23 protein-coding genes are annotated in these 22,692 nt (G+C 37.4%); 7 read left to right on the top strand and 16 right to left on the bottom strand.

Translation table 11 applies throughout. The features are described from left to right. Window positions 1–33: 33 nt before the first annotated feature. The 11 genes from WG906_RS07665 to WG906_RS07615 all read right to left on the bottom strand — a co-directional run bounded on the left by WG906_RS07665 (window position 34) and on the right by WG906_RS07615 (window position 12,070). Window positions 34–1,326 carry a bifunctional folylpolyglutamate synthase/dihydrofolate synthase gene (locus WG906_RS07665; protein ID WP_339991978.1) on the bottom strand — a complete coding sequence of 431 codons (1,293 nt, stop codon included), beginning with the start codon at window positions 1,324–1,326 and terminating at the stop codon, window positions 34–36. 20 nt (window positions 1,327–1,346) lie between these two features. Further along, the gene (locus tag WG906_RS07660) at window positions 1,347–2,156 is read right to left on the bottom strand and encodes an energy transducer TonB (protein ID WP_339991977.1); all 810 of its coding nucleotides are present in this window, start codon (window positions 2,154–2,156) and stop codon (window positions 1,347–1,349) included. A 1-nt stretch (window position 2,157) separates the two neighbouring features. Continuing rightward, window positions 2,158–2,553, bottom strand: coding sequence for an ExbD/TolR family protein (locus WG906_RS07655; RefSeq protein WP_339991976.1), 396 nt, complete (start codon window positions 2,551–2,553; stop codon window positions 2,158–2,160). Continuing rightward, window positions 2,550–3,254: a MotA/TolQ/ExbB proton channel family protein gene (locus tag WG906_RS07650; protein ID WP_339991975.1), complete on the bottom strand. Its 705-nt coding sequence runs from the start codon at window positions 3,252–3,254 to the stop codon at window positions 2,550–2,552. Before WG906_RS07650 ends, WG906_RS07655 begins: the two co-directional genes overlap by 4 nt. Before the next feature lie 7 nt (window positions 3,255–3,261). Continuing rightward, window positions 3,262–4,293 carry an HU domain-containing protein gene (locus WG906_RS07645; protein WP_339991974.1) on the bottom strand — a complete coding sequence of 344 codons (1,032 nt, stop codon included), beginning with the start codon at window positions 4,291–4,293 and terminating at the stop codon, window positions 3,262–3,264. 43 nt (window positions 4,294–4,336) lie between these two features. Further along, window positions 4,337–6,007, bottom strand: a complete 1,671-nt coding sequence (locus WG906_RS07640; protein WP_339991972.1) for a hypothetical protein — start codon at window positions 6,005–6,007, stop codon at window positions 4,337–4,339. 1 nt (window position 6,008) lies between these two features. Beyond that, window positions 6,009–9,035 (bottom strand): tetratricopeptide repeat protein, encoded by a 3,027-nt coding sequence (locus tag WG906_RS07635; RefSeq protein WP_339991971.1) that lies wholly within the window; start codon window positions 9,033–9,035, stop codon window positions 6,009–6,011. Between the two features lie 177 nt (window positions 9,036–9,212). Next, window positions 9,213–9,695, bottom strand: a complete 483-nt coding sequence (gene purE / locus WG906_RS07630; protein ID WP_339991970.1) for a 5-(carboxyamino)imidazole ribonucleotide mutase — start codon at window positions 9,693–9,695, stop codon at window positions 9,213–9,215. A gap of 104 nt (window positions 9,696–9,799) precedes the next feature. Beyond that, window positions 9,800–10,939 (bottom strand): 5-(carboxyamino)imidazole ribonucleotide synthase, encoded by a 1,140-nt coding sequence (locus tag WG906_RS07625; RefSeq protein ID WP_339991969.1) that lies wholly within the window; start codon window positions 10,937–10,939, stop codon window positions 9,800–9,802. 52 nt (window positions 10,940–10,991) lie between these two features. Further along, entirely contained in the window at window positions 10,992–11,477 is a 486-nt protein-coding gene (locus WG906_RS07620) for an NADH-quinone oxidoreductase subunit B (protein WP_339991968.1), read from the bottom strand. Next, window positions 11,474–12,070: an NADH-quinone oxidoreductase subunit A gene (locus tag WG906_RS07615; RefSeq protein ID WP_339991966.1), complete on the bottom strand. Its 597-nt coding sequence runs from the start codon at window positions 12,068–12,070 to the stop codon at window positions 11,474–11,476. Before WG906_RS07615 ends, WG906_RS07620 begins: the two co-directional genes overlap by 4 nt. Before the next feature lie 225 nt (window positions 12,071–12,295). On the opposite strand from WG906_RS07615, the gene rpmH reads away from it, so the two are divergent. The 4 genes from rpmH to tsaB all read left to right on the top strand — a co-directional run bounded on the left by rpmH (window position 12,296) and on the right by tsaB (window position 13,869). Next, on the top strand, window positions 12,296–12,454 hold the full coding sequence (gene rpmH, locus WG906_RS07610; protein WP_339991965.1) for a 50S ribosomal protein L34: 159 nt from the start codon (window positions 12,296–12,298) through the stop codon (window positions 12,452–12,454). A 74-nt stretch (window positions 12,455–12,528) separates the two neighbouring features. Continuing rightward, on the top strand, window positions 12,529–12,924 hold the full coding sequence (locus WG906_RS07605; RefSeq protein WP_339991963.1) for a ribonuclease P protein component: 396 nt from the start codon (window positions 12,529–12,531) through the stop codon (window positions 12,922–12,924). Beyond that, window positions 12,911–13,150 (top strand): membrane protein insertion efficiency factor YidD, encoded by a 240-nt coding sequence (gene yidD / locus WG906_RS07600; protein WP_339991962.1) that lies wholly within the window; start codon window positions 12,911–12,913, stop codon window positions 13,148–13,150. Before WG906_RS07605 ends, yidD begins: the two co-directional genes overlap by 14 nt. A gap of 32 nt (window positions 13,151–13,182) precedes the next feature. Continuing rightward, the gene (gene tsaB, locus WG906_RS07595) at window positions 13,183–13,869 is read left to right on the top strand and encodes a tRNA (adenosine(37)-N6)-threonylcarbamoyltransferase complex dimerization subunit type 1 TsaB (RefSeq protein WP_339991961.1); all 687 of its coding nucleotides are present in this window, start codon (window positions 13,183–13,185) and stop codon (window positions 13,867–13,869) included. A 15-nt stretch (window positions 13,870–13,884) separates the two neighbouring features. Here tsaB and WG906_RS07590 read toward each other — a convergent pair whose 3' ends face one another. Both WG906_RS07590 and WG906_RS07585 read right to left on the bottom strand, forming a co-directional pair. Further along, on the bottom strand, window positions 13,885–15,282 hold the full coding sequence (locus WG906_RS07590; RefSeq protein ID WP_339991960.1) for a DUF5723 family protein: 1,398 nt from the start codon (window positions 15,280–15,282) through the stop codon (window positions 13,885–13,887). Between the two features lie 22 nt (window positions 15,283–15,304). Continuing rightward, window positions 15,305–16,885 carry a hypothetical protein gene (locus WG906_RS07585; RefSeq protein WP_339991959.1) on the bottom strand — a complete coding sequence of 527 codons (1,581 nt, stop codon included), beginning with the start codon at window positions 16,883–16,885 and terminating at the stop codon, window positions 15,305–15,307. A gap of 75 nt (window positions 16,886–16,960) precedes the next feature. Between WG906_RS07585 and WG906_RS07580 the strand changes: the two genes are divergently transcribed. Together WG906_RS07580 and priA are read left to right on the top strand one after the other, a co-directional pair. Next, window positions 16,961–17,344, top strand: coding sequence for a DUF423 domain-containing protein (locus WG906_RS07580; RefSeq protein ID WP_339991958.1), 384 nt, complete (start codon window positions 16,961–16,963; stop codon window positions 17,342–17,344). Next, entirely contained in the window at window positions 17,345–19,825 is a 2,481-nt protein-coding gene (priA, locus tag WG906_RS07575; RefSeq protein WP_339991957.1) for a replication restart helicase PriA, read from the top strand. It abuts the gene before it with no gap. Window positions 19,826–19,830: 5 nt separating this feature from the next. On the opposite strand, the gene WG906_RS07570 is transcribed toward priA, so the two are convergent. After that, the gene (locus WG906_RS07570; RefSeq protein ID WP_339991956.1) at window positions 19,831–20,571 is read right to left on the bottom strand and encodes a hypothetical protein; all 741 of its coding nucleotides are present in this window, start codon (window positions 20,569–20,571) and stop codon (window positions 19,831–19,833) included. 134 nt (window positions 20,572–20,705) lie between these two features. Between WG906_RS07570 and WG906_RS07565 the strand changes: the two genes are divergently transcribed. Then, entirely contained in the window at window positions 20,706–21,365 is a 660-nt protein-coding gene (locus tag WG906_RS07565; RefSeq protein ID WP_339991955.1) for a protein-L-isoaspartate(D-aspartate) O-methyltransferase, read from the top strand. Window positions 21,366–21,476: 111 nt separating this feature from the next. Here WG906_RS07565 and smpB read toward each other — a convergent pair whose 3' ends face one another. After that, window positions 21,477–21,926 (bottom strand): SsrA-binding protein SmpB, encoded by a 450-nt coding sequence (smpB, locus tag WG906_RS07560; RefSeq protein WP_339991954.1) that lies wholly within the window; start codon window positions 21,924–21,926, stop codon window positions 21,477–21,479. Window positions 21,927–21,949: 23 nt separating this feature from the next. Continuing rightward, window positions 21,950–22,606, bottom strand: a complete 657-nt coding sequence (locus WG906_RS07555) for a metal-dependent transcriptional regulator (RefSeq protein WP_339991952.1) — start codon at window positions 22,604–22,606, stop codon at window positions 21,950–21,952. Window positions 22,607–22,692 lie beyond the last annotated feature (86 nt).

Genomic DNA, 22,692 nt, shown 5'->3' with positions numbered 1-22,692 from the left:
CATTCCAGAAGTTTTAAACTTTTGGAATGCTGATCAGATGATTTCGGCCACCACAAAAGTGCTTCCTCCAATAAAAATCAAATCATTTTCTCCTGCAGCCTTTTTCGCCGCTTCTACCGCATCCTTAACAGTAGGAAAGACTTCGCCATGCAGATGAAATATTTCTGCTTCATTAGCTAATTCACCGGCAGGTTTTGCACGCTCTATTTTTGGCGAGCAAAAATAATATTTCGCTGTTGCAGGAAGTAAGGAAAGAACCTTGGTGACGTCTTTATCTTTAACCATCCCAATAACCATGTGGAGGGTGTTATAAGGCGTAGCCAGAATGTTTTTCATCACTTCTTTGATCCCATGTTCATTATGTCCCGTGTCGCAAATAATCAGTGGATTTGTGCCAATGGTTTCCCATCGCCCCATCAATCCCGTAAGGGATTTCACTGCTTTTAAAGACTTTTGAAGATGTTCATCAGTAATAGTGTAGCCGAGTTTTTTAATTAGGTTAACTGAACTTAATACCGTCTTAATATTTTTTAACTGGTAACTTCCGGTGAGGTCAAGATTTAGGGAAATGACTGATTGATCAGAGAGCTGAAGAGCATCGAAACTCAGGACGTTTGCCGTTTTTTCTTGTTCAGATTTAAGCACAGACCATTCATCTGATGCAAATACGAGATTTGATCCCATTGATCCTGCCTTATCTATAAATATATTCTCAATTTCCTGCTGCCGCTCCCCGACAATAGCAGGAACGCCTGATTTTATTATCCCGGCTTTTTCAGAAGCGATTTCTGAAAGTGTGTTGCCTAAGATATTGGTATGGTCGTATCCGATATTGGTAATAACAGATAGGAGAGGAGTGATGATGTTTGTTGAATCTAAGCGCCCGCCAAGGCCGACTTCAATTATTGCTATATCGACTTTCTCTGTTGCAAAGTATTGAAAAGCCATCGCAACGGTTACTTCAAAAAAAGAGGGTTCTATTTCTTCAATTGTTTCTTTCTGATTTTCGACAAATTGAATAACCTCATTTTCGGGAATCATGACTCCGTTTAAACGGATTCGTTCCCGGAAATCCCGAAGGTGAGGTGATGTGTACAGACCGGTTTTAAATCCGGCTGTTTGTAATATTGCAGCCAGCATGTGCGATACAGAACCCTTTCCGTTTGTTCCGGCAACATGAATAGTTTTAAACTGAGTTTGAGGATTCCCTAAGCGGGAGCAAAGCTCAATAGTATTAACTAAATCTTTTTTAATTGCAGAAGCGCCCAAATTGGAAAACATGGGTAAGCGCGAATAAAGATAAGTAAGGGTTTGCTGATAATCCATTAACTCTGAAAAGCAAAAGCTTAATCTACTTTAAAGTTGAATACGAAACTGCCTTGCTGAATCTCGGGGGCGCTCTCGGAACGGTTGAATCTAGCGCCTTGAACCGCTCTTATACATTTTTGTTGCAATTGATAATCTCCTAGCGTTGTTCCTTTGCCAACCCTGGCATATATAATGGAACCATTTTTATCGACTCTTATATCAATGACTATTTTCCCCGACGCCTGACCGGTGTCCTCTACTTTAGGTTTAATAACAGATGTTCTGTTAGGCAAACGAGCGTTACCAAATCCAGTACCGCCCTCACCGTAATTAGGTGCTAATGTGGAGCCATCAGGATCACCCTGATTTCCCGGCGTGCTGCCTGTTCCATCGCCCTGACCTGTACCGTCATTTTTTTTACCCTTATACAAGGCATTTTCATTAACCGTTGGCTTGCTTTCTTTTGTTACCGGAGAGGTCGTTGGTGCAGAAGTACTACTCTTTTTGGTGGTTGTTATTGCCGGAGCATCATCTAAATCCTGCGTTACAACAGCTTTATCACTTGTTTCTGAAGTGGGATTAGTTTGCTCTTCGGGGTTTTGTACAACTTTATCGGGGGCTGTTTGGTTTGCATTAGGCGAAACAGACGGTTCCTCAATACTATTAAAGTCATCGCCCATTCCTTCAGGTAAAGTTCCGTAATTCACAACAATTCCCCCCATTCCTAAATCCTGTGGCGGGGCCTGCATCCCAAAAACTATAAAATAGCTTATCAAAATAATCAAAGCCATTAATCCTGTAGAATAGGCTAAGGCTTTTGGATAATTATTTTCTTCCTGATAACGCATATTATTTAGGTTCTGTTGCCAATACTAATTTAATAGACATTTTATTAGCTATATCCATTATTTGAACCACATCCTGAATTGCCACTGTCCGGTCTACATACAAAACAATGGTTAGCTCCTGGGCTTGATTTTTATAAACAGAAAGCCGTCCGGGTATTTCATCCAGAGTAACCTGTTGTTTATCCAGAAAGTATTCAAGCTCTTTAGTTACTGATATTGTAACGGTTTTTTTGGAAACTGATTGTCCGGAATCTGATTTTGGGAGCATCAGTTTTATAATATTCGGATTGGTTACTGTTGAAGCAATAAGAAAGAACAACATCAAAAAAAACATGATGTCATTCATTGCAGAAGTATGCAATTCTGCATGAGGGCGTTTTCTTCCTTTTAAATTCATCGTCCCGGTTCTTCTAACAAATCAATAAACTCAATAGCATCGGTTTCCATCCTCAAAATAACTCTGTCGACCATAATATTTAAGACATGATAGCCGATATAAGCTACTATACCGATCATTAAACCTGCGGCTGAGGTGATCATTTTCTCATATAACCCGCCGGCAATGATTCCCATACTGATGTTATCAGATAATGAAATATTGTAAAATATCCTGATTACCCCTGATATTGTTCCAACGAACCCAAACATGGGTGCAATGCCGGCAATGATTCCAAGGATACTAATGTTCTTTTCAAGCTTTGAAACTTCAAGCTTGCCAATGTTTTCAATAGCACCTTCGATATCCTTAATCGGCCGGCCAATACGGGTTAATCCTTTCTGAAGCATACGGCCCAGAGGTGTATTGCTGTTCCGGCAAAATGCAATGGCAGTATCAAGTTTTCCTGATAAGATATTTTGTTTAACCTGCATCATCAGGTTGGATTCGTCCCTTGACGCTTTTCTGATTGTGATATATCTTTCAATAAAAATAATCAAGCCTAAAAAAAATAAAATCCCGATGGGAATCATAACCCATCCACCTTTTATCAGTAAATCAATAAATCTTAGTTCTTCAACTACTTGAGCGGTTTGAGTAGCTGCGCTTGCAACTGTGTCGGGCATTATATTATTTAATGAATCTGATTGTAGTAAAAACATGTGTGTATTAGTTTTTTTTATTAATTACAGTTAAAATCCAGGCGTCTCTAAATAAGTCCTGCTGTATACGTTTTTTTTCTTTACTGGCTGCTTCCATTGAAGGAAATGTACCGATGCTGATTTTAAATTTAGGCCTGCGTACATCGAATACTATTTTCGCATCGATCCCCCTATGCCGTAAATTTCTTAAGGATGTTTCTGCCTCTCTTTTTAATCCAAATGAAGCGACGATGATTTCATAAACCTTTTCGGCCTGTGGTGCCGCTTTTAAGGTATCTGGAGAGGTAACGGTACTGCTGATTTTGAACGTATCCCGCGCTTTTTCGACCTGAGCACCTTGCATACCCTGAGATTCCAATTGTCTTACAATACTATCAGCAAAGGATACTGAATCTTTAATTGAATCCCGTCTGACAACCGGGGCAGTGATTTTATTTTTTGGCGTATTATTCGCAGAGAACTTGATATTCTTAAAATATTGCGGATAAAAGAAATAAGCAAGACCCCCAATTGTGGCGATTAAAAATAGTATTGCAAATGTTATCCAAACACCTTTTGAGCTGGAAACAGTCTTCTCAACTGAGTTTACAAGTGTTCCCTCCAATTCAGGGCCGTTAGCCTTGATATTATTATTAGAAGTATCAGGGACTTTTATTGGCTTTAAACCAAAAAAGGAGGGTCCGTTAATTGAGGGAGATTCCAGAACATAGCCGCTATCCGTTTTTAACAAGGTGCCAAGTGGGCTGATAACAGTACTCAAATCTTTATTTAAATTTTTATTTAAGTTTTCACAAAAACGTTCAATAAAATAAAGAGCAGAAGATTCTGAAATATGCTTATTTTTAATGATATGATTTACAAGAAGTGAAGATGAATTCTCTTCAGATCTAAAATCTATTTTTTCTGAAGGAGGGTAAAATATGCCTTCAGCTTCATTAAAATAAGCACTGGTACTTTGTTTAAAAAAAGTACCAAAACCCGGCAGGCTCACTTCGTTATGCTTATTAAGTAAATCTGAAATATACTGACCTATCTCCATCAGGCGGTAAAATTAATCTAAATTGTTGATGAGACAAATAACATCAGAATGAATAATTAAGTCCGCCAAGAATGTTCAGGCCAAAATTTGGGTAATATAAGAAACGTTGGTATTCGTTCCCGAAAAGATTATTGGCCCTTAAAAAGATTCCCATTTTATCTTTAAACTGATATTCTGCTCCTGCACTCAAATCAACGTAACTTTTAACAACAATAACTTTTCGTTCGAGCGTTTCGCTGTCGTAAGTTAAGCCATTTGAATCTCCATTTAAAACGAGTTCGGCATCCAGGGTGAATTTATTTAAAGATAATCTTGCATTAGAAAACATTCTGTAGTTAGGCTTGTACCATGCCTCATCCTCCGTCCCCATTTTATAATCATTCATCAATAATCTCCCGGTCAGATTAAGAGTTTCCGAAGCCTTAACACTAAGCTCACCTTCAATGCCAAAAGTTTTGCTGTTTCCTCTGTCGTAGATTACATCAAACTGTTGAAAGCCAGTTTTGCTGTTGGTGAAAAGGGGCATGTCTTCAATTGTTTTGAAATACACCATCGCCTTGAATCCAAAGCCGGCTCCTGCATTGCCTTTTATTCCACCATAAACGTTCGATTTTTCTATAGCGTTTTCGATGGCAATGTTTTGCGATAAATATGGGTTTTCTGCTGCGAAATTTTTAAGGGTGGATTTAAGAACGTCGCCAGTATATCCACCAAAAATGGTTGCATAGCCCGGGACAATTGGAAATTCTCCGGTTACAGCAGGAAATAAATTAGTTCTTGACTCTGTGCCGAATTCCTTAACAAGATTGATCCCTAATGATAGTTTGTAGTTTTTGCCTTGTAATTTTAAATAGGGGTTGATCCGGATAAGATTATTACTGATGTCGTAGGTCTCGTCTTTTGTTGCAGTAAAATCAATTGAACTATTTGCTCCAATATTAAAATCTTTCCAGACTTTATTAAAGAAGCCGCTTAATGTATACGAGTTTTCTTTTGCTGCGAAATTGTTCCTTAACAGATAAGCATCAATTTTTGCAGCATAATCAGATTCGGAACTATCATTGAAATTTTTCAGCAGCTCCCCCTTAATATTGAAGGTTCCGTAACGCTGATGTGAAGGATCCGGATTTGCTAAAGTGTTTTCCGGGTTAAATCCATACAAATAAGTGGAAAGCCTGTCATAGCCCAATTCTCCGTTTAATGTTATACGATCCTGAATGCTCTTTCCAAAAATACCCAGTTCCTGTGTCGATATATTCTGTTGATTTAATTTACCACTTTGATTGATGTGCTTAAAAAAACCACCTGCCTGCAGCGCTTCATCCGAGCCCGTATTAATATATACTTCTCCCAGTACCGTACCCAAATTTCCGGCTCCTAACTTTGCGTAGTTATTTTTAAGAATTTCCGGTCCGAGGAGGTTTATATCCTGAGCTTGTAATTGTCGCAAATCACTATTTAACTCGAGCCTTTTGTCCAGAATACTGTAATTTAAATTCGGTTTGAAAGGTTTGTTGGTGTTCAAATCAGGGCTTCGTCTGATTTTAGAAGCATCTGCAAGAACCGGCATGTAGGGCCGTACTACTTCAATCTCTTCTGTGATCTCACCTTTTGCGGGCTCCGGCTTTTTCTCTTCCGGTTTGTTTTGGGAAAATCCTGCTAAAGAGGTTCCAATCAAAAAGAGGAAGGTGTAATTAAAATATGTAGACTTCATGTTATTTCTTTTTATTTATTATTTCAAGCTTCGCTTTAGCTGAAGGAAGAATATCATCATTCCCTTCGTAGTTCTCAATGATGCTTTGCAACGTGCTTTTAGCCTGAAATACATCTTTTAGTGCAACATAATTATCCGATAATAATAAGAAGCTCTTAGCAACCCAATAATCATGAGAAGGCATTTTATTGATCAATTCAAATGCGGTTTTTTGAGAAGCTTTATAATTGCCTTTTAAGTATTGTAGAAGAGCGACATTGTATTTAGCCTCAGCTCCTACAACAGTAGATGTTTTTGTAGAGACATCAGTCAGTTCTTTAACAGCTGTTGTCGTATCTCCTTTTACCAAATATGCTTTCCCTGCGTATAAACCGGCTCTGTATTTATCTTCTGCAGAAGCTTTGTCGAAAGCTTTCACAATGGTTACATAGTTAAGTACATCATCAGGCATTCCCATCTGACTGTATGCTTCCAGCAGATTGTTTACAGCAAAACCATAGTTGGATTTATATTCCGAAGTTATTTCCAGTTTCTTAAGATATACGACAGCCTCGTTATACTTTTTCTGATTAAGATAAAGTTTGGAGATACTTATAAGTGAACGTTCTGTATAGTCGCTCGTCCAATCGTTCAAAATAAAGTTGTAATCAGGAATAGCCTCATCCGGGCGATTGATTTTTACCAAGCTTTCCGCTCTGATAAAACGGGCGTGTTTATCATGAATAGGCTTAGGGAATTTATCGAAATACGCATTTATTGCTTCAAATGCCCCCTGGAAATCGCCTTTTAAAAAGCGATTATTTGCAGCCTGAAAGGTGATATTATCCTGCTCTGCAGTGCTTAAGTTACCTATACTTGTAGTGTTCGCGTAAGCTAAAAACCCATCAGCATCAGATTTGTCGAGGTAAATATTTTTTATTGATTCAAGCGAAAGCTTTGCTTCGTCAGTAGTTGGGTATTCTTTAACAACGCGCTGAAATGCCGCTAATGCTTCAGCATCTTTATCCTGATTGTAATTTACCAGACCAATGGTTACCAACGCGCGAGGTACATAGCTGCTTCTCGGATATTTGTCGATGAGGTTAGTAAGATCTGCTTTTGCACGTTCATTGTCGCCTTTTACAAAGTAGGTGTAACCGATTTCAAAAGTCGCATCATCTGCATAATTTGAACTGGGGTATTGACTTAAAAGCGACTGATGGGTACTGATTTTTGCATCATTCTGATCTTGTAATCCTTGAATCATACCTCTTTGAAAGAGGGCGTAATCTTCACCAGTGGCATTCCATGCAATGATTTTATTGTAATGCGTCATTGCCTGCGGATAGCTTTTTATCACAAAGTATGAATCAGCAAGTCGTAATGTAGCATCATTTACGGTGTTCCGGTCTTTTTCATTTCCGTTTAAGAACCTTTGAAAGTAGTTTGCTGATTTTGAATAATTATCGTTTTGAAAAGCAGAATATCCTAATGCATAATTAGCATAATTGAACACATCCGTATTTCGGGCCGCATCCAGGTCCAAAAACTTCTCAAATGTAGCCACAGATTCTCCATACTTACGTACTTCAAACATCGCTTCCGCAAGCCAGTAAGTAGCCATCGCTTCAATCTCTCCATCCATAGGATTACTTATGGAGCGCATAAACATAGAAATGCTGTTTTCGAATGCTCTTTCATTGTAAAACTCAAGTCCGCGGAAATATGTAACACGCTGGTAAACAGCCCTGGTATCATCAGTTTTAACAGGGATTGTTTCCAGTATATTTACAGCATCCTTATAATTTTTAGTGGAAAGTAAAACCTGACCAAGCAAAGTTTTAGCCTCATTTAATTTCGCAGATCGGGGATAAGTTTTTATAAATTCCTGAACAGCGTCAAGGGCTACAGTATGAAACTCAAGCTCATAAGAAAGTTTTGAGTAGTTTAAAAGACCTTCCTCTTTTAATGCGGGGTCGAAATCTAATTTGGATGCTCTGAAGAAAGCATTTCTGGCGCTCTGTTTATTCCCTGTTTTAATAAAAGCATCGCCAAGAATGATCATTCCATGCTGATAAAAAATATCAGGGCTTTCCATTTTTTCAAGTTCCGATATGGCTCTTTTTGAATCGTTAAGCTTTAGATGCAAGTACCCAATTTGGTAACTGTCCTGATTGTTCTGTGTTTTGCCCTTGTCTAAATCCTGAAATTTTTGGTAATAGTTCGCCGAAGTTTTGTAATCAGCTTTAGCAAAATAAGTAGCTCCCACAATTCTGTACATATCTGCTTTATATTTAGCATCTATATTTTCAATTGCCGGTATTGTGTATTGTATTACATCATCATATCGTTTGTCGAGGAAATAAAGGGCGGATATATAATAGGGATAACTTGCCTGATATTTTTTTGAATTTTTTAGGCGCTCAAATTCACGAAGGGCTGTTTTATAATCGGCATCCAGGTAGTTTAGATATGCGTAATAGTATATTGATGATTCAGAATATTCATTTTTCTGGTCTTTAAGCTTGGCGAAAAGAGGTTCGGCAGCAGTATAATTTTTTGTAGAAAAATAAGAATAAGCCAGTTTAAAACGATATTCGGCACTTTCTTTAGCAGTTAGGCTGTTTGCATCAATCTGTTTAAACCATTCGATCGCTTTAGTATAGTCCTTTCTTTCAAAATAGGATGTACCCATAAAAAAATAGGCCGATTTTGAATTGGCGCTGGCAGGGTACTCTCTTATGAATTTAAGAAACAAGCTCTCAGCGTTCTGATTGTTCAGTTTAAGGGCGCAAACCGCCTGATAAAATTTAGCATTTTCTTTTAATAATGATACCTGTCGGTTATCTGCAGGTTGGGTAGACGGAGCCGTTTTTAATTGCTCTACTTTACCAAATTGCTGGCTGGCTGCAGAATATTTGCCCTTATCAAATAATTCTAATCCTGATTTATAAGCCAGGTTTAGAGTAAACCATTCCGTCTGTTGGGCCTGTGAAGCTGCTGATATAAAAAGGCATACTAGTGTTATCTTGATAATTTTATTGAGCATAATTATTAGTAAGTGTGCTAAATTACAGATATCCAGATGGTTAATATACAAGAGTAATTAACAGATGTGGAAAATCATGCAAAACTAACGTTTAAAGCATGTATATTGATATAACAGATCTCTTTTTGTGGAAATTTAGATAGAGATCGGTGAGAATTTATTGATCTTTTTGAGTTTTTAACCTCCCATTTCTTTAGCTGTTGCTTCTACCTTTTGCTTAAGATCTTCTTTATAGGCGATTAATTTTTCGGTCAATGTTATATCGCTTGTAGCTAAAATCTGGGCTGCCAATATGCCCGCATTTTTAGCAGCATTTAAGGCCACAGTTGCCACCGGTATTCCATTGGGCATTTGTAAAATTGATAGAATTGAGTCCCAGCCATCAAGCGAATTTGAAGATTTAACCGGAACCCCTATTACCGGGAGATGGGTAATGGATGCGACCATACCAGGCAAATGTGCAGCACCGCCTGCTCCGGCAATAATTATTTTAAGTCCCCTGTCCGCAGCTGTTTTTGCATAATTAAACATTCTTTCGGGAGTGCGGTGTGCAGATACTACTGTAATTTCATATTCAACACCCAGTTCTTTGAGAATGTCGGCAGCATCCTGCATTACAGGTAAATCTGATTTGCTGCCCATTATTATGCCTATTTTCATGTTAATTAAATTAAAAAAATATTAAAATTAAAAATTAAAAGATGGTTTAGATCAGGTCGGTACTTGCGTGAAGGTTCTAATTCCACTTTTCAAGTTTGACTTTCTCACACCTTTACCTTAATCGTGTCTTGTACCAACCGTGCTTTAGCAATTGCTGCTTCACGATCATTGTCTATTATAGTAACGTGGCCCATTTTCCGGAAAGGCTTTGTGAACTTTTTCCCGTAAAGATGAATATAAACCCCTTGCTGTTTTAATATTTCTTCAATCCCCTCATATTCAGCAAGTCCCTCATATCCTTTTTCCCCCAGAAGGTTTATCATTACGGCATTGCCTATAGCTGTGGTATCGCCAAGGGGTAAATTGAAAATAGCTCTTAAATGCTGTTCAAACTGAGATGTTAGATTTCCCTCAATACTATGGTGACCGCTATTATGGGGACGGGGAGCTAATTCATTTACCAGTATTTTACCATCCTTTGTAAGAAACATTTCTACAGCCAGTACTCCGGTGATTTTTAACGCTTCTGCTATCTGGATAGCCAACTGATCGGCCTGTTTTAATATATCAATGGGAAGGGTAGAAGGTGATATGAGAAATTCGACAAGATTAACATCTGCGTTGAACTCCATTTCAACACAAGGAAATGTTTTGATTTCTCCGTCTTCATTTCTTGCTACAATAACCGCAATTTCTTTTTCGAAATCAATCCATTCTTCTACAATGCTGGGGGCATCAAACGCATTATCTAAATCTGTTTTAGATTTTACTTTATAAACACCGCGTCCATCATATCCATCCTTTCTTAACTTTTGGATGTAAGGGAATTCAATATTAGCTGATTTTAGAGCTGATTTTGAACTGATAAGCTGAAATGGGGAGGTCGGGATATCATTCTGTTTGAAAAATTCTTTCTGTAAACCTTTATCCTGTATTAATCGGATAATACGGGGCTGAGGGTAAACCAACACACCTTCCTCTTCCAGCTGTTGCAGAGCTTCTATATTTACTTTCTCAATTTCGATTGTAAGAAGATCGGTTTGTTTACCAAACTTATACACAGTGTCAAAATCTGTTAATGAGCCCTGCACAAATTTATCGCAGAGATGTTTACAAGGCGCATCCGGGTCGGGGTCAAGAACCTTTATATTGGTATTGTAATTTATCGCATTCTGGATAAGCATACGGCCTAGCTGGCCACCTCCAAGAATTCCTACACGTAAATTACCATAAAAGGATTTCATTGTCAATGTATTAAGTCAAAAATTTAAATATTAAATATTGATTGTATGTTGTTTATTTTGATGTTAACAAGCTTTCTTCCTGTATTTTTTTCTGTAACTCAATAATAGCTCCGATCAAGGATTCCGGTCTTGGAGGGCATCCCTGAACATATACATCAACGGGAATAATTCTGTCAACACCTTTCACCACATGATAGCCATGCTGCCAGTACGGGCCGCCGCAGTTTGAACACGAACCCATAGAAATAACATATTTTGGTTCGGGCATCTGTTCATAAAGCCTTTTTATTCTTTCTGCCATTTTAAAGGTTACTGTTCCGGCGATTATTATTACATCAGATTGCCTTGGTGATGGACGTGGAAAAACTCCCAGACGATCAAAGTCAAAAGTTGATGCATAAGAACCCATCATTTCGATGGCGCAGCATGCAATACCAAAACTCACGGGCCAAAGTGAAGATAAGCGGGCCCAATTTAACAGGTCATCTATTTTTGTAATGATAACCCCACCATCCTGTGACATTTTCTCTAAACTCATGATTGCGGTGGTTTTCTGAATGTTGGCTTAAATGCCGGTTTTGATGATGTAGACACAGCAGGCGATTGAGCTATAGCTTCCTCGTTAATGTTGTTATTTATTGAAAAAGGTTTTACAGTATAAATTTCAGTATTGATTTTATCGTATACAGAAAGAGGAATTTTATGCTCAACAACCGGAAGTTTCTGTTCTGGTCTGATCCAGTCCAGATCTCCTTTGCGCCAGACATAAACTAACCCTATAAGTAAAATTCCCACAAAAATAAACATCTCTGTGAAGGTAAGCCATCCCCACAACGAACTGGCGGCAATCAAGCTTTTCTGTGCAAATACGGTCGTCCATGGAAAAATAAAGATCATTTCCACATCGAATAATAAAAATATTAACGCGATTACATAGAATCTGGAGTTGAATTGAACCCAGGAATTACCACTTGGCTCTTCCCCGCATTCATATGATGATAGCTTGAGAGGCGTTGGTTTGTTTAGTGCCAATAGTTTAGACAAGAATAAGGTAGCACAAACAAGTACTATTCCGATAATCAGAAAGATAAAGATCTTACCAAATTCTGTAAGCTGTGAAGCCTGCTCCATCCTGCAAATTTAGCTAAATTTAGTTTAGTCACTATGCGGAAATGCATATTTGAAAAGGATGGCATTTAGTTATCGGATATTTTTTAACCTTATCTTTACGATATAATTGAAGAGCAATTAGTTTTTAGATTCAAAATATTCCAGTTTGAATTTGCTTTGAGAAAAAATCCTCCTATATTTGCACTCTTGTTTTTAAGAGCTACATTTTAGAGTTTTATATAAGTCATGAAAAGAACATTCCAGCCTTCTCAAAGAAAAAGAAGAAATAAGCACGGATTCAGAGAGCGTATGAGTACAGCTAACGGTAGAAGAGTATTAGCTGCTCGTAGAGCAAAAGGCAGAAGGAAATTAAGCGTTTCCAGCGAACATCGTCATAAAGCATAGTTTTTGATTGCAGTCCTGGCCGTTACGGCGGATTCTGCAGAGAAAATCTGCAAATAAAGGTTAACGCAATCAAAATGTACACATTTAATAAAGAAGAACGGTTATGCAGTAAAAAGCTTTTAGAGAAGCTTTTTCATACCGGTTCTTCTTTTTTAGTTTACCCTTTTCGTATAGTTTCTATTCCTGAAACTTTGCTTGCAGACTCTCCTGCACAAGTAGTTATTGCGGTGTCTAAACGTAAGTTTAAGCGCGCAGTCGATAGAAATCTAATCAAAAGACGTGTCAGGGAGGCTTATCGCCTGAACAAGGATGCTTCCTTATATTCTTTTCTAAGAGAGAGAAATTTATATCTGATTATCAGCATTCACTATATCGGTAAAGAAATTACCGAATTTCAATTTATTGAAAAAAAGTTGAAGCAAGCCCTCGGAAAACTAGTTGAATCTTATGCGAAGCATGACTCCCCTTAATTATTTAAAGGATGCATTGAGCTGGTTTTTTCTTTTGTTGATTAAACTGTACCAGTATCTGTTATCACCGCTTCTGGGTGCATCATGCCGGTATACTCCAACCTGCTCCCAATATGGTGTTGAAGCGATCAAAAAACATGGTCCGTTTAAAGGCTTGTGGCTAACTTTGAAACGTATTTCGCGCTGTCATCCATGGGGAGGACATGGTCATGATCCTGTTCCATAATATTAGCTTTTATTTGCATCTTTGCACGTTAAATGGCACTCATACTTCAATTAGAAACTTCGACAATCTCCTGTTCAGTAGCATTATCCATTGATGGAAAGACCATTGCCGTTAAGGAATTAACGGAAAGGAATGTTCATGCCAGTCATTTAACCCTCTATATTGAAGACGTGATGGTTCAAACCGGATACAGTATGAAAGATCTGGATGCTGTTGCTGTAAGTATGGGGCCGGGTTCATATACGGGCCTCCGTATTGGTGTTTCTACTGCGAAGGGACTATGTTATGCCTTAGATCTGCCACTTCTTGCAATAAACACTCTTCAGGCTATGTCCTATGGGTTTATTTCTTCATATAATGATAAATCAGTATTGTACTGTCCAATGATTGATGCCCGTAGGATGGAAGTATATTCAGCAGTTTTTGACTATCAAATTGAAGAAGTAATGCCAGTTGAAGCCAGAATCATTGATGAAGACTCATTCTCAGACTTGCTGAAAAATCAGCAGATAGTATTTTTTGGTGATGGTGCCATGAAATGTCAGGAAGTTTTAGCTGGGAAACCTAATGCCATATTTGTACCTGAATTTCTTAACTCTGCTAAAGATTTAAGTTTTATGGCAGCATTTAAATTTCAACAAAAGGAGTTTGAAGATGTGGCTTATTTTGAACCTTTTTATCTCAAAGATTTTTTAGTCACTCAACCCAGAAAGAAGTAACCCCGCCCCGGTCTTTTAGTTAAGCAAGCGATATAAGAAACCTGATCTGACCGGACTTACAATTCCGGGAATATTATTAGCGTTTTGTTGTCTTTCCATTAAAGGGCCAAACTTAACAGCAAAGCCGAAATAAACTGAAGCTGCCATATTGCCTTTACCAATGTTTTCATCAGACGCCAGAGCCCCTTTGGTTGTATAATATGAATTCAGGAGCTGGTCGCTACCAATAAAAAACTCAGCATTAGGAGATTTTAGCATAAACTGGCCTCCGATCTGAAAGTGATTATTCTGGCTATATGCCGTAGAAAGGCTGAAGTTCATTGCCCGGTGCTTGAAACGATTTATCAGTGCGATATCGGCCCCTTTATAAAAGAGTTTTTTTGAGATTAACAGATTGGGTTGATAGCTGCCCATATCTTTGCTAATCAACATCTCAGCCTTGCCATTTATCAGTGTGGTATAGGATTTATAATCAGAGCCCTGATCAAACAAATCTTCAATTTCGGTAATTAAACGTTCGTCAGAATTGGGTATTGATGCAGATGGAACAGTAATAGTATCATCAAAGGTGTAAGTGAAGGTGTTCTTCTTGTTCCATTTAATAAATCCCAGATCCTTCAGATTTCCTAGAATATACCATCCGCCCCTAAGTTTATAATTTGCACTCAGGCTTATAGCTGCCCCCGGGTTTTGTAAGCCAGGATACAACATTTTGCTTTCTGTCTGATTATAAGAAATACTGCTTCTAAACTTGCCATGTAACGATAAGTCATATGAATCCTGAGCCTGGTTAATATTTAAGGTCGAAGAATCGATTCGAAGTTTGCTATGCAGAATTCCGCTTAAGTAGCTCAGCTTAAATCCTAATCCCAATCGCTTATTTATATCTTCTCTGTAGTTAAGGCTAAATTGATGGTAGTTGAGAGTGGTCGCGTTATTGTTAAATGGGTTTAGATAAGATGATTTATTGAAAAGTTTATAGTTATGAAAAATAGCGATACTCTCATTTGTAACCTCTCCATAAGTATCGGATCTGATTTGCCATGCTATACCCATTTCCCTGTGATGTTTCACGGATTTGAAAATCCTGAACATGGCTAAATAAGTATTTTCATTTAGGGAAACCTTGTTCAGTTTTTCTTCTCCTAATGTTAAGCCATTGGCATCCAAAGTCTCTTTATACATCAGTTTTTTTAGAGATGTTTGTCCTTCACCTGTTACTGTACCGTTTATACTAAGAGTGGGCATGAAAAAATTGAAAGCATATTTTTTACTGCTGTCGGCATAAAAAGCCTTTTGCGAAGGATTTTCGAAGGTGTCATAAAGAGTACGGGTGTTGTAGAGATTAAACTGGCCGTAGCTTACTGAAAATGTTAGGACGAGAAAAGAGAATAAGAGAAGATGCTTCTTCATTAAATAGTAGTGGTGTGTTTTACTATCTGTTTAACGCAATACTGTCTGAAGAGTTATAACTTAAATATAAATTAGTAGAGAAGTGATCTTCGTCTCCTGTCCATTGGCACGATAATCCATAAAAATTTTTTAATCCAAAGGCCTCATTATTAAAGGGTTTTGCATAATTTGACCGTAAAGTAGAATTAATAACACGCCTGGAGTTATTAATATTAATAAAGTATAAAATGTTACTTTGGTTAGCTACAAGCTGATCGTACAGTTTAAAAGAATCTTTATGGGACAAAAAGAGATCTTTTTGATATATGGATAAAAAGTTAGAAATAATTCCGGGAGTGTTTGCTACAATCAGGTAATTATCAGCAACAGCGAAGTACGGCATTGGGAAATTCTTTAACGGATCTCCAAAATAGTAATAAAATAATTCGCTGTGATTTATTTTACTAATCTGTTCATTTACAAGTGTGCTGATTAATTGTAATTTGAAATTTATATTTCTGCCGTTTGAAACCTTAATTATAACAAATTTTTCGCCATAAGAATTTTCAATCGTTACAAATTCCTTATCGAAAAAAGGTTTAATATCCCGGTCGGGGTTAACTCCGGTTTTTGATTGAATAAGCTTTAATTTATTTTCTAAATTTTTTAATTCGCCACGTTTCCCAAAATATGTCTTTAGATCTGAATGAAATTTTCGTACATCCGACAATCCGAATGCAATGAAATTTGAAGTGTTTTCAGGTAATACTTTTTTAATTTGATTCGGTACAGCTTTTTGATGAAGAAATAAATTCAAATAATTTGGTGATAGTGTATCTGTATAGCTGATGCCATTAAACATTAATGCATCACTTTTGAAGTTCATACTTAAAGATGAGATCCCATTCAGATTATTTAATAATGCTGAATTGCCACTTAACTTACCTCTAAAGAATTTTTGCAGGTAGGCGGGACCTGTCTTGTGGTTAATAAATAAGTTTACGGGAGAATTAAGGTTTTTGCTGCTGGTTTTACCTATTTCATTTATGAAACTCTTGTTTTCTTCGCTGCCTTTTTCATTTACACATTTAGTTAAAAGAGCATCAGAGAAGCTCGCGATTGCTACACCTTCTTCAAGAAATATATAAAATGGTTTCCTAAGTGTTGAGCTTTGAATTTTATAAATGTTTTTGCCAGATGGCTTAACTTCAAAATCTTTAATTTCCAGCATCGATTCTTTTAAATCTGTTGTGGAGTATTTGTTATCAAGGTTTATACTATAAAGAAATTCTACTGAATCAGCTGTTGGATGAAAGGATAAAAAAATATTTTTGTCTGCAGCGATTTCTGCCAAACTGGTTTGTTCTAGCAGCAGAAGTTTTAACTGGTTAATTTCATCTGTGCGATTTTCTCCCATTATCGCTTTAAAAAGTTGATAATCTTTAAAAATATCATAGAATGATTCATCGTTTTTAAAGTTTAAAACCAAAGCTGCATCCGCCGGGATATAATTCAGCACCTTTGTTACGTTTTCATCTTTTCCGGCTAAGTCTGTAAAATACTTACTTGCCAATGCCAAAATAACAACTAATAAAATTGCACAGAGTAAAATTATATTTCTCATCAGTTACGCAAAATTAACTCTTTAAGAGCAAGAAATCTTATCACTATTATTAAATTAGCAAATCATGATGTGTTTATGAATAGGCAAATTATAATTACAGCTGCACTTTTTGGATTGGCTGCAGTGATTTTAGGTGCTTTTGGAGCGCATGCTTTAAAAGAGAATATATCGTCTTCCGCTCTCGAAGGCTGGAAAACTGCTGTAAGTTACCAGTTCTATCATACCCTTGCTTTGCTTTTTTTATCAAATTTTTCAAAATACAGAAGCAGATCTATCAGGATAGCCTACTGGTCATTTACTCTGGGAATGATTCTTTTTTCAGGTTCTATTTATTTATTGTCTATTAATGCTCTTATTGGAGTGAGCTTTTCTTTTCTGGGCCCTGTTACTCCTATAGGAGGCCTTCTGTTAATATTAGGATGGTTTTTTTTACTGCTGTCTGCCATAAAGAATAAATAAATGCTTGAGTTTAATGAAGGGGCGGGTAACCGGAAAACCTATTTTGTAGAAGTTATTCTCCCTTTATCTATATCCAAAACGTATACATACCGGATTCCACAAACGCTTAACGACAGTCTCGGGATAGGTAAGCGGGTTATCGTACAATTCGGGAAAAGCCGTATTTATACCGCGATAATTTTAAATATAACTGAAGAGCCCCCATTACTTTATGAGGCTAAATATATCATCGAGGTATTGGATGAAACCCCGATCGTAAATCAAAATCAGTTGCATTTATGGCAATGGATGGCAGATTATTATATGTGTTATATAGGGGAAGTAATGCAGGCTGCTCTGCCTGCCGCGCTTAAACTTGCCAGTGAGACTAAAATCATTCTGCTTAAAGATGTTGTTTATGATAAAGCCTTATTAAGTGATAAGGAGTTTCTGATAGTCGACGCACTCGAAATTCAACCCGAGCTACGCGTTAGCGATATTGCTAGTCTCCTTGGTCAGAAAACTGTCTTTCCGCTATTAAAGGGCCTGTTCGAAAAAGGAATTATTCATATCTCTGAGGAGATTTCAGACCGGTATAAGCCTCGTAGAAAGGCATATATTTATTTAAATGATCTGTATAACGAGCCCGAAAACAGGAAAGCCTTGTTTCAGATTCTTGAACGAGCGCCAAAGCAACTGGAGGCTTTACTTGCTTATTTGAAACTAAGCAGGGCCGGTCCTCAGATACTTAAAAGCCTGATTCTTGAGGAATCGGGATGTGGTAGCTCGGCTTTGAAAACGCTTATTGAAAAAGATATCCTGATACAGGAAGACAAAATTGTTAGCCGCTTAGGAATTGAGGAACAGGAAATTTCAGACAATTTTTCATTAAGCGAATCTCAGCAGAAAGCTATTGACGGTATTGATCAGTATTTTTTGACTAAAGATGTAGTGCTCTTACATGGTATTACTTCGTCGGGGAAGACCCAGGTATATATCAAGCTAATTGAGCAGGCAGTACAAAGGGGGAAGCAAGTTTTGTATTTGTTGCCCGAAATTGCTCTTACAGCTCAAATGATAGAGCGTTTACGCAGATGTTTCGGGAATAAAATCGGAATATATCATTCTCGCTTTAGTGACAACGAGCGTGCAGAAGTTTGGAATAAAGTTTTAAAAAATGAGTATGATATTGTTCTCGGTGCACGCTCATCAGTTTTCTTACCTTTTTCTAAACTAGGTTTGATCATTGTAGATGAAGAGCATGAGGCTTCCTACAAGCAATATGATCCGGCGCCACGTTATCATGCCCGTGATACAGCAATTTATCTTTCACAGGTACATCAGGCCAAAGTCTTATTAGGTTCGGCTACACCATCCCTTGAGAGCTATTTTAATGTTAAAACAGGGAAGTATGGGTTGATAGAATTGAAAGAACGCTTCGGAGTTGCGCAACTTCCTCAAATTGAAATCGTCAGTATAACTGATGAAACAAATAAGAAAACTATTCAGTCAAACTTTACCAGTGTCCTGATTAATGAAATAAAACTTGCCCTGGAAAATAAAGAGCAGGTGATTCTGTTTCAAAACAGAAGAGGTTATACCCCGATTTTGCTTTGCCGAACCTGCGGATATTTACCTAAATGTATTAATTGTGATGTAAGTTTAACCTATCACAAGAGCAGCGGGAAGTTGCATTGCCATTATTGCGGTTACAAACAGGAAACAATAGCCCGGTGCCCGGCCTGCGGTTCGACCCACATAGAACAAAAGGGATTTGGTACCGAAAGAATTGAGGAAGACCTGCAGTTTATAATTCCTGAAGCAAGAATTGCCCGGATGGATTTGGATGCCACCCGCTCAAAAAATAGCTTTCAAAAGCTTATTGCAGATTTTGAAGATTCTAAAATTGATGTTTTAGTTGGCACACAAATGGTCGCCAAGGGTCTTGATTTTGGAAATGTAACCGTAATCGGGATTATAAATGCTGACAGTTTGTTGAATTATCCTGATTTCAGAGCTTATGAAAGAAGTTTTCAGCTATTATCGCAGGTTGCGGGGCGGGCTGGGAGGCGTGATAAGGTTGGCAAAGTGGTGATTCAAACATTCAATCCAGCACACCGGGTCATAGAGCAGGTTATTACTAATGATTTTGAAAGCATGTTCAATCGCGAAATATCAGAGCGCAAAACATTTTTATATCCTCCTTTATTTCGATTAATAAGGCTGGATATTAAACATAAAGATTCTTCCTTGTTATACGATATCGCCTTCAGACTTTCTCAGGAGCTTAAATCAACTCTTGGAAAAAGAGTTTTAGGTCCGGAAGAACCTTTGATAAGCAGGATTAGAAACTATTATATCAAAACTATTTATATAAAAGTTGAGCGAAATGGTATTTCAATCGCAAAGGTTAAAGAGTTTCTTCATTCTGTATTACTTAACATGGAAACGAACAAACTTAATAAAGGAGCCTTTGTGCAGGTAGATGTTGACCCCTATTAATAAACTTAATAAGTTACCCCGAAATTATACTGAACAGAAAACATACTGACAGGATTTAAAAGGAATTCCCATTTTCTGAATTCACTAAAGGTACGCGTACGGTTAGCATCCTGATAAATTCTTTCCTGTTTTTCATAGCTATATAGTAAGCCTATACCTGTTTCAATAGCTAAAGTGAGATGGTTAACCGGATTGAATTTTAATCCAAAATTTGGAGACATTATTAAGCCGTTTTTTAACGAGTTTATTTCGTAAGGATTTGTGTAATTTATCGTGGAAGCATTTTGAACTTTCCCATCAAAGGCATTTCTTCTATAACCCAAATCAAAAGCAAGATACGGTTGTATCATTCCATAAATAAAATTTTTCTCGAATCCGATTTTAGCAGAAAAATCCTTTAGCTTGCCCTGAGCCTCTTCACATTCTTCGCATTCGTTTTTAAAAGATATATCATCGGAATAGAAGTTTCCTGAAATCCGGTAACTTATCTGATTGTCATTTAATTTAACAAAAATACCACTCATTTTTGTAGTGGTATAATCGTTCGAATTTACCTGGTTTAAAACTTTGGGGAATTCTTCAAGGCTATATGCTTTTATACCAATGGTATACATGAATAGCCGGGGATTTTTAAATTGAGATGTATTTAATTTAATGTTTGACGTATTAACTGTATCGATCCTGGTTATTTGGGCCTGTAAAGACAGGGATACAACAGAAAATAAAATGAGTAAAGATTTCTTCATACTTTGAGAGCTACGTCGTAAAAGTAATAAAAGTTCTTAGTGTCCTGCAATTTAATAAATCAAGATATTGAGTGACAAATTATCTTAATCGTTTAGAGCAATGATATGCTTTCAAAGCTTATTTTTGTAAAACAATGTCATATAAATTTATTGATAATTATCGCGAGCAAGGGGCACGAAAAAAATTAGTCGCATTTCTTAGAAATGAGCGAAAAATTGAGGATGAAAGTGTTTTAAAAGCCATTGAAAATGTTCCGAGACATTACTTTTTTGACGAAACCTTCTGGCACCAGGCTTATAAAGATATCGCTTTCCCGATAGGTGAGGGGCAAACCATATCTCAGCCCTATACGGTGGCTTATCAAACTCAACTGCTTCATATAAAACCCGGCGATAAAGTTTTGGAAATCGGCACCGGGTCTGGGTATCAAACCTGTGTTTTGCTGGAGCTAAAAGCTAAAGTTTACACTATCGAGCGACAGGAAAAACTTTTTGAACGCGCTAAGCTATTCTTGAAAAAAATGAAATATTCTCCGGAGTTTTTCCTGGGAGATGGTTCCAGGGGAATTCCTCAGCACGCTCCATATGATAAAATTCTGGTTACTGCAGGGGCTCCATTTGTTCCCGAAGATTTATTAAAGCAATTAAAGATCGGTGGCGTGTGCGTCATCCCGGTAGGGGATGAAAATTCTCAAAAGATGGTAACTGTTTTCCGGGTGAGTGAAAATGACTATGAGAAAATTGAGCTGGATACCTTTCGTTTTGTTCCCCTGGTTGGCGACAAAGCATGGTAGGGAGTTAACTGTGTCCCGAATTTCCGCCTGCATCGGGCAGGTATTTCGGGACTATCAATATTGAAATTTATTTGAACGAGTTGCTGAACAACTAAGCACTAAAGGCCAGGTTTAACTTTTTAACACCCTGCTTAATTCAATTTTACTCTCTCTGTCTTTAATCGTATCGCGTTTATCGAATAACTTTTTACCCTGAGCCATGCCAATCTCTAATTTCGCAAAACCCCTGTCACTGATGAATAAACGCAATGGAACAATTGTAAATCCTTTCTCTTCTCCTTTATCCCTAAGTTTCCTCAACTCCTTTTTATTTAATAGCAAAGCTCTGTCGCGTTTTTGCTCGTGATTATAAAAAGAACCATGAGAGTATTCCGCTATATGCATATTCCTTACATATAGTTTATCGTTTAAAAAAGTACAGAAAGCATCGTTTATATTTACCTTGCCTTCCCTGATCGACTTGATTTCGGTTCCCAGTAATTGCAATCCGGCAGTAAATGTTTCGAGTATATAATATTCGAAATAAGCTTTTTTATTCTTAACGTTTAAATCGTTCTTCATTTTGATTGGGTGCAGTCCTTTTTTTACACAATCAGGATATTTTCTGCAAATTTTTGAGATACCATGATTTTAGTACCACTTATCATAATTTCCATCGAGCCATCAAAAGCTTGTCTGGATACAACTTTAATTGGGGTATCAATACCCAGGTTTAGTTGACTCACATATTGTAAAAAAGCGGCGGTATTATCTTTTACAGCTACCATTTTGCAGCTGCCTCCGGTTTCTACTTCAGAAAGAGTTTTCTTCGACGATTGTTTTAATTCTCCTTTGGCATTTGGGATTGCATCACCGTGCGGGTCAAATTCAGGAAAGCCTAAAAACTTGTCGAGTTTATCAACTAATTTGGGCGAATGTATATGTTCCAGTTGTTCTGCTACTTCGTGTACTTCATCCCATGTGAACTCCAGCTTTTCATAAAGGAACGTTTCCCACAACCGGTGTTTCCTTAAAATCTCTATTGCTTTTTTCCGGCCACTTTCCGACAGAGAGATCTTTCCATATTTTTCATAATCAATTAACTTTTTCTCCTTAAGCTTTTTCAGCATATCTGTGGCCGTTGCGGGTTTAACACCCAGAAAAAAAGCGAGCTCGTTTGTTCCGGCCTCCACTTTATCCTCAATCTCCATAGTCAAATGGAGCAGCGCTTTTAAATAGTTTTCTTCTGTAAACGACAGCATGGCTATAAAAGTAATAAAAAAACAAAATTAAAATTGTTAGGCTCGTCTAATTTTTATAGTTTTGTTGATCTTATTTTGATAGTTAG

It is taken from the genome of Pedobacter superstes (genome assembly GCF_037622515.1).
GTDB lineage: Bacteria > Bacteroidota > Bacteroidia > Sphingobacteriales > Sphingobacteriaceae > Paradesertivirga > Paradesertivirga superstes.
This window is presented reverse-complemented; position numbering and strand designations above follow the sequence as displayed.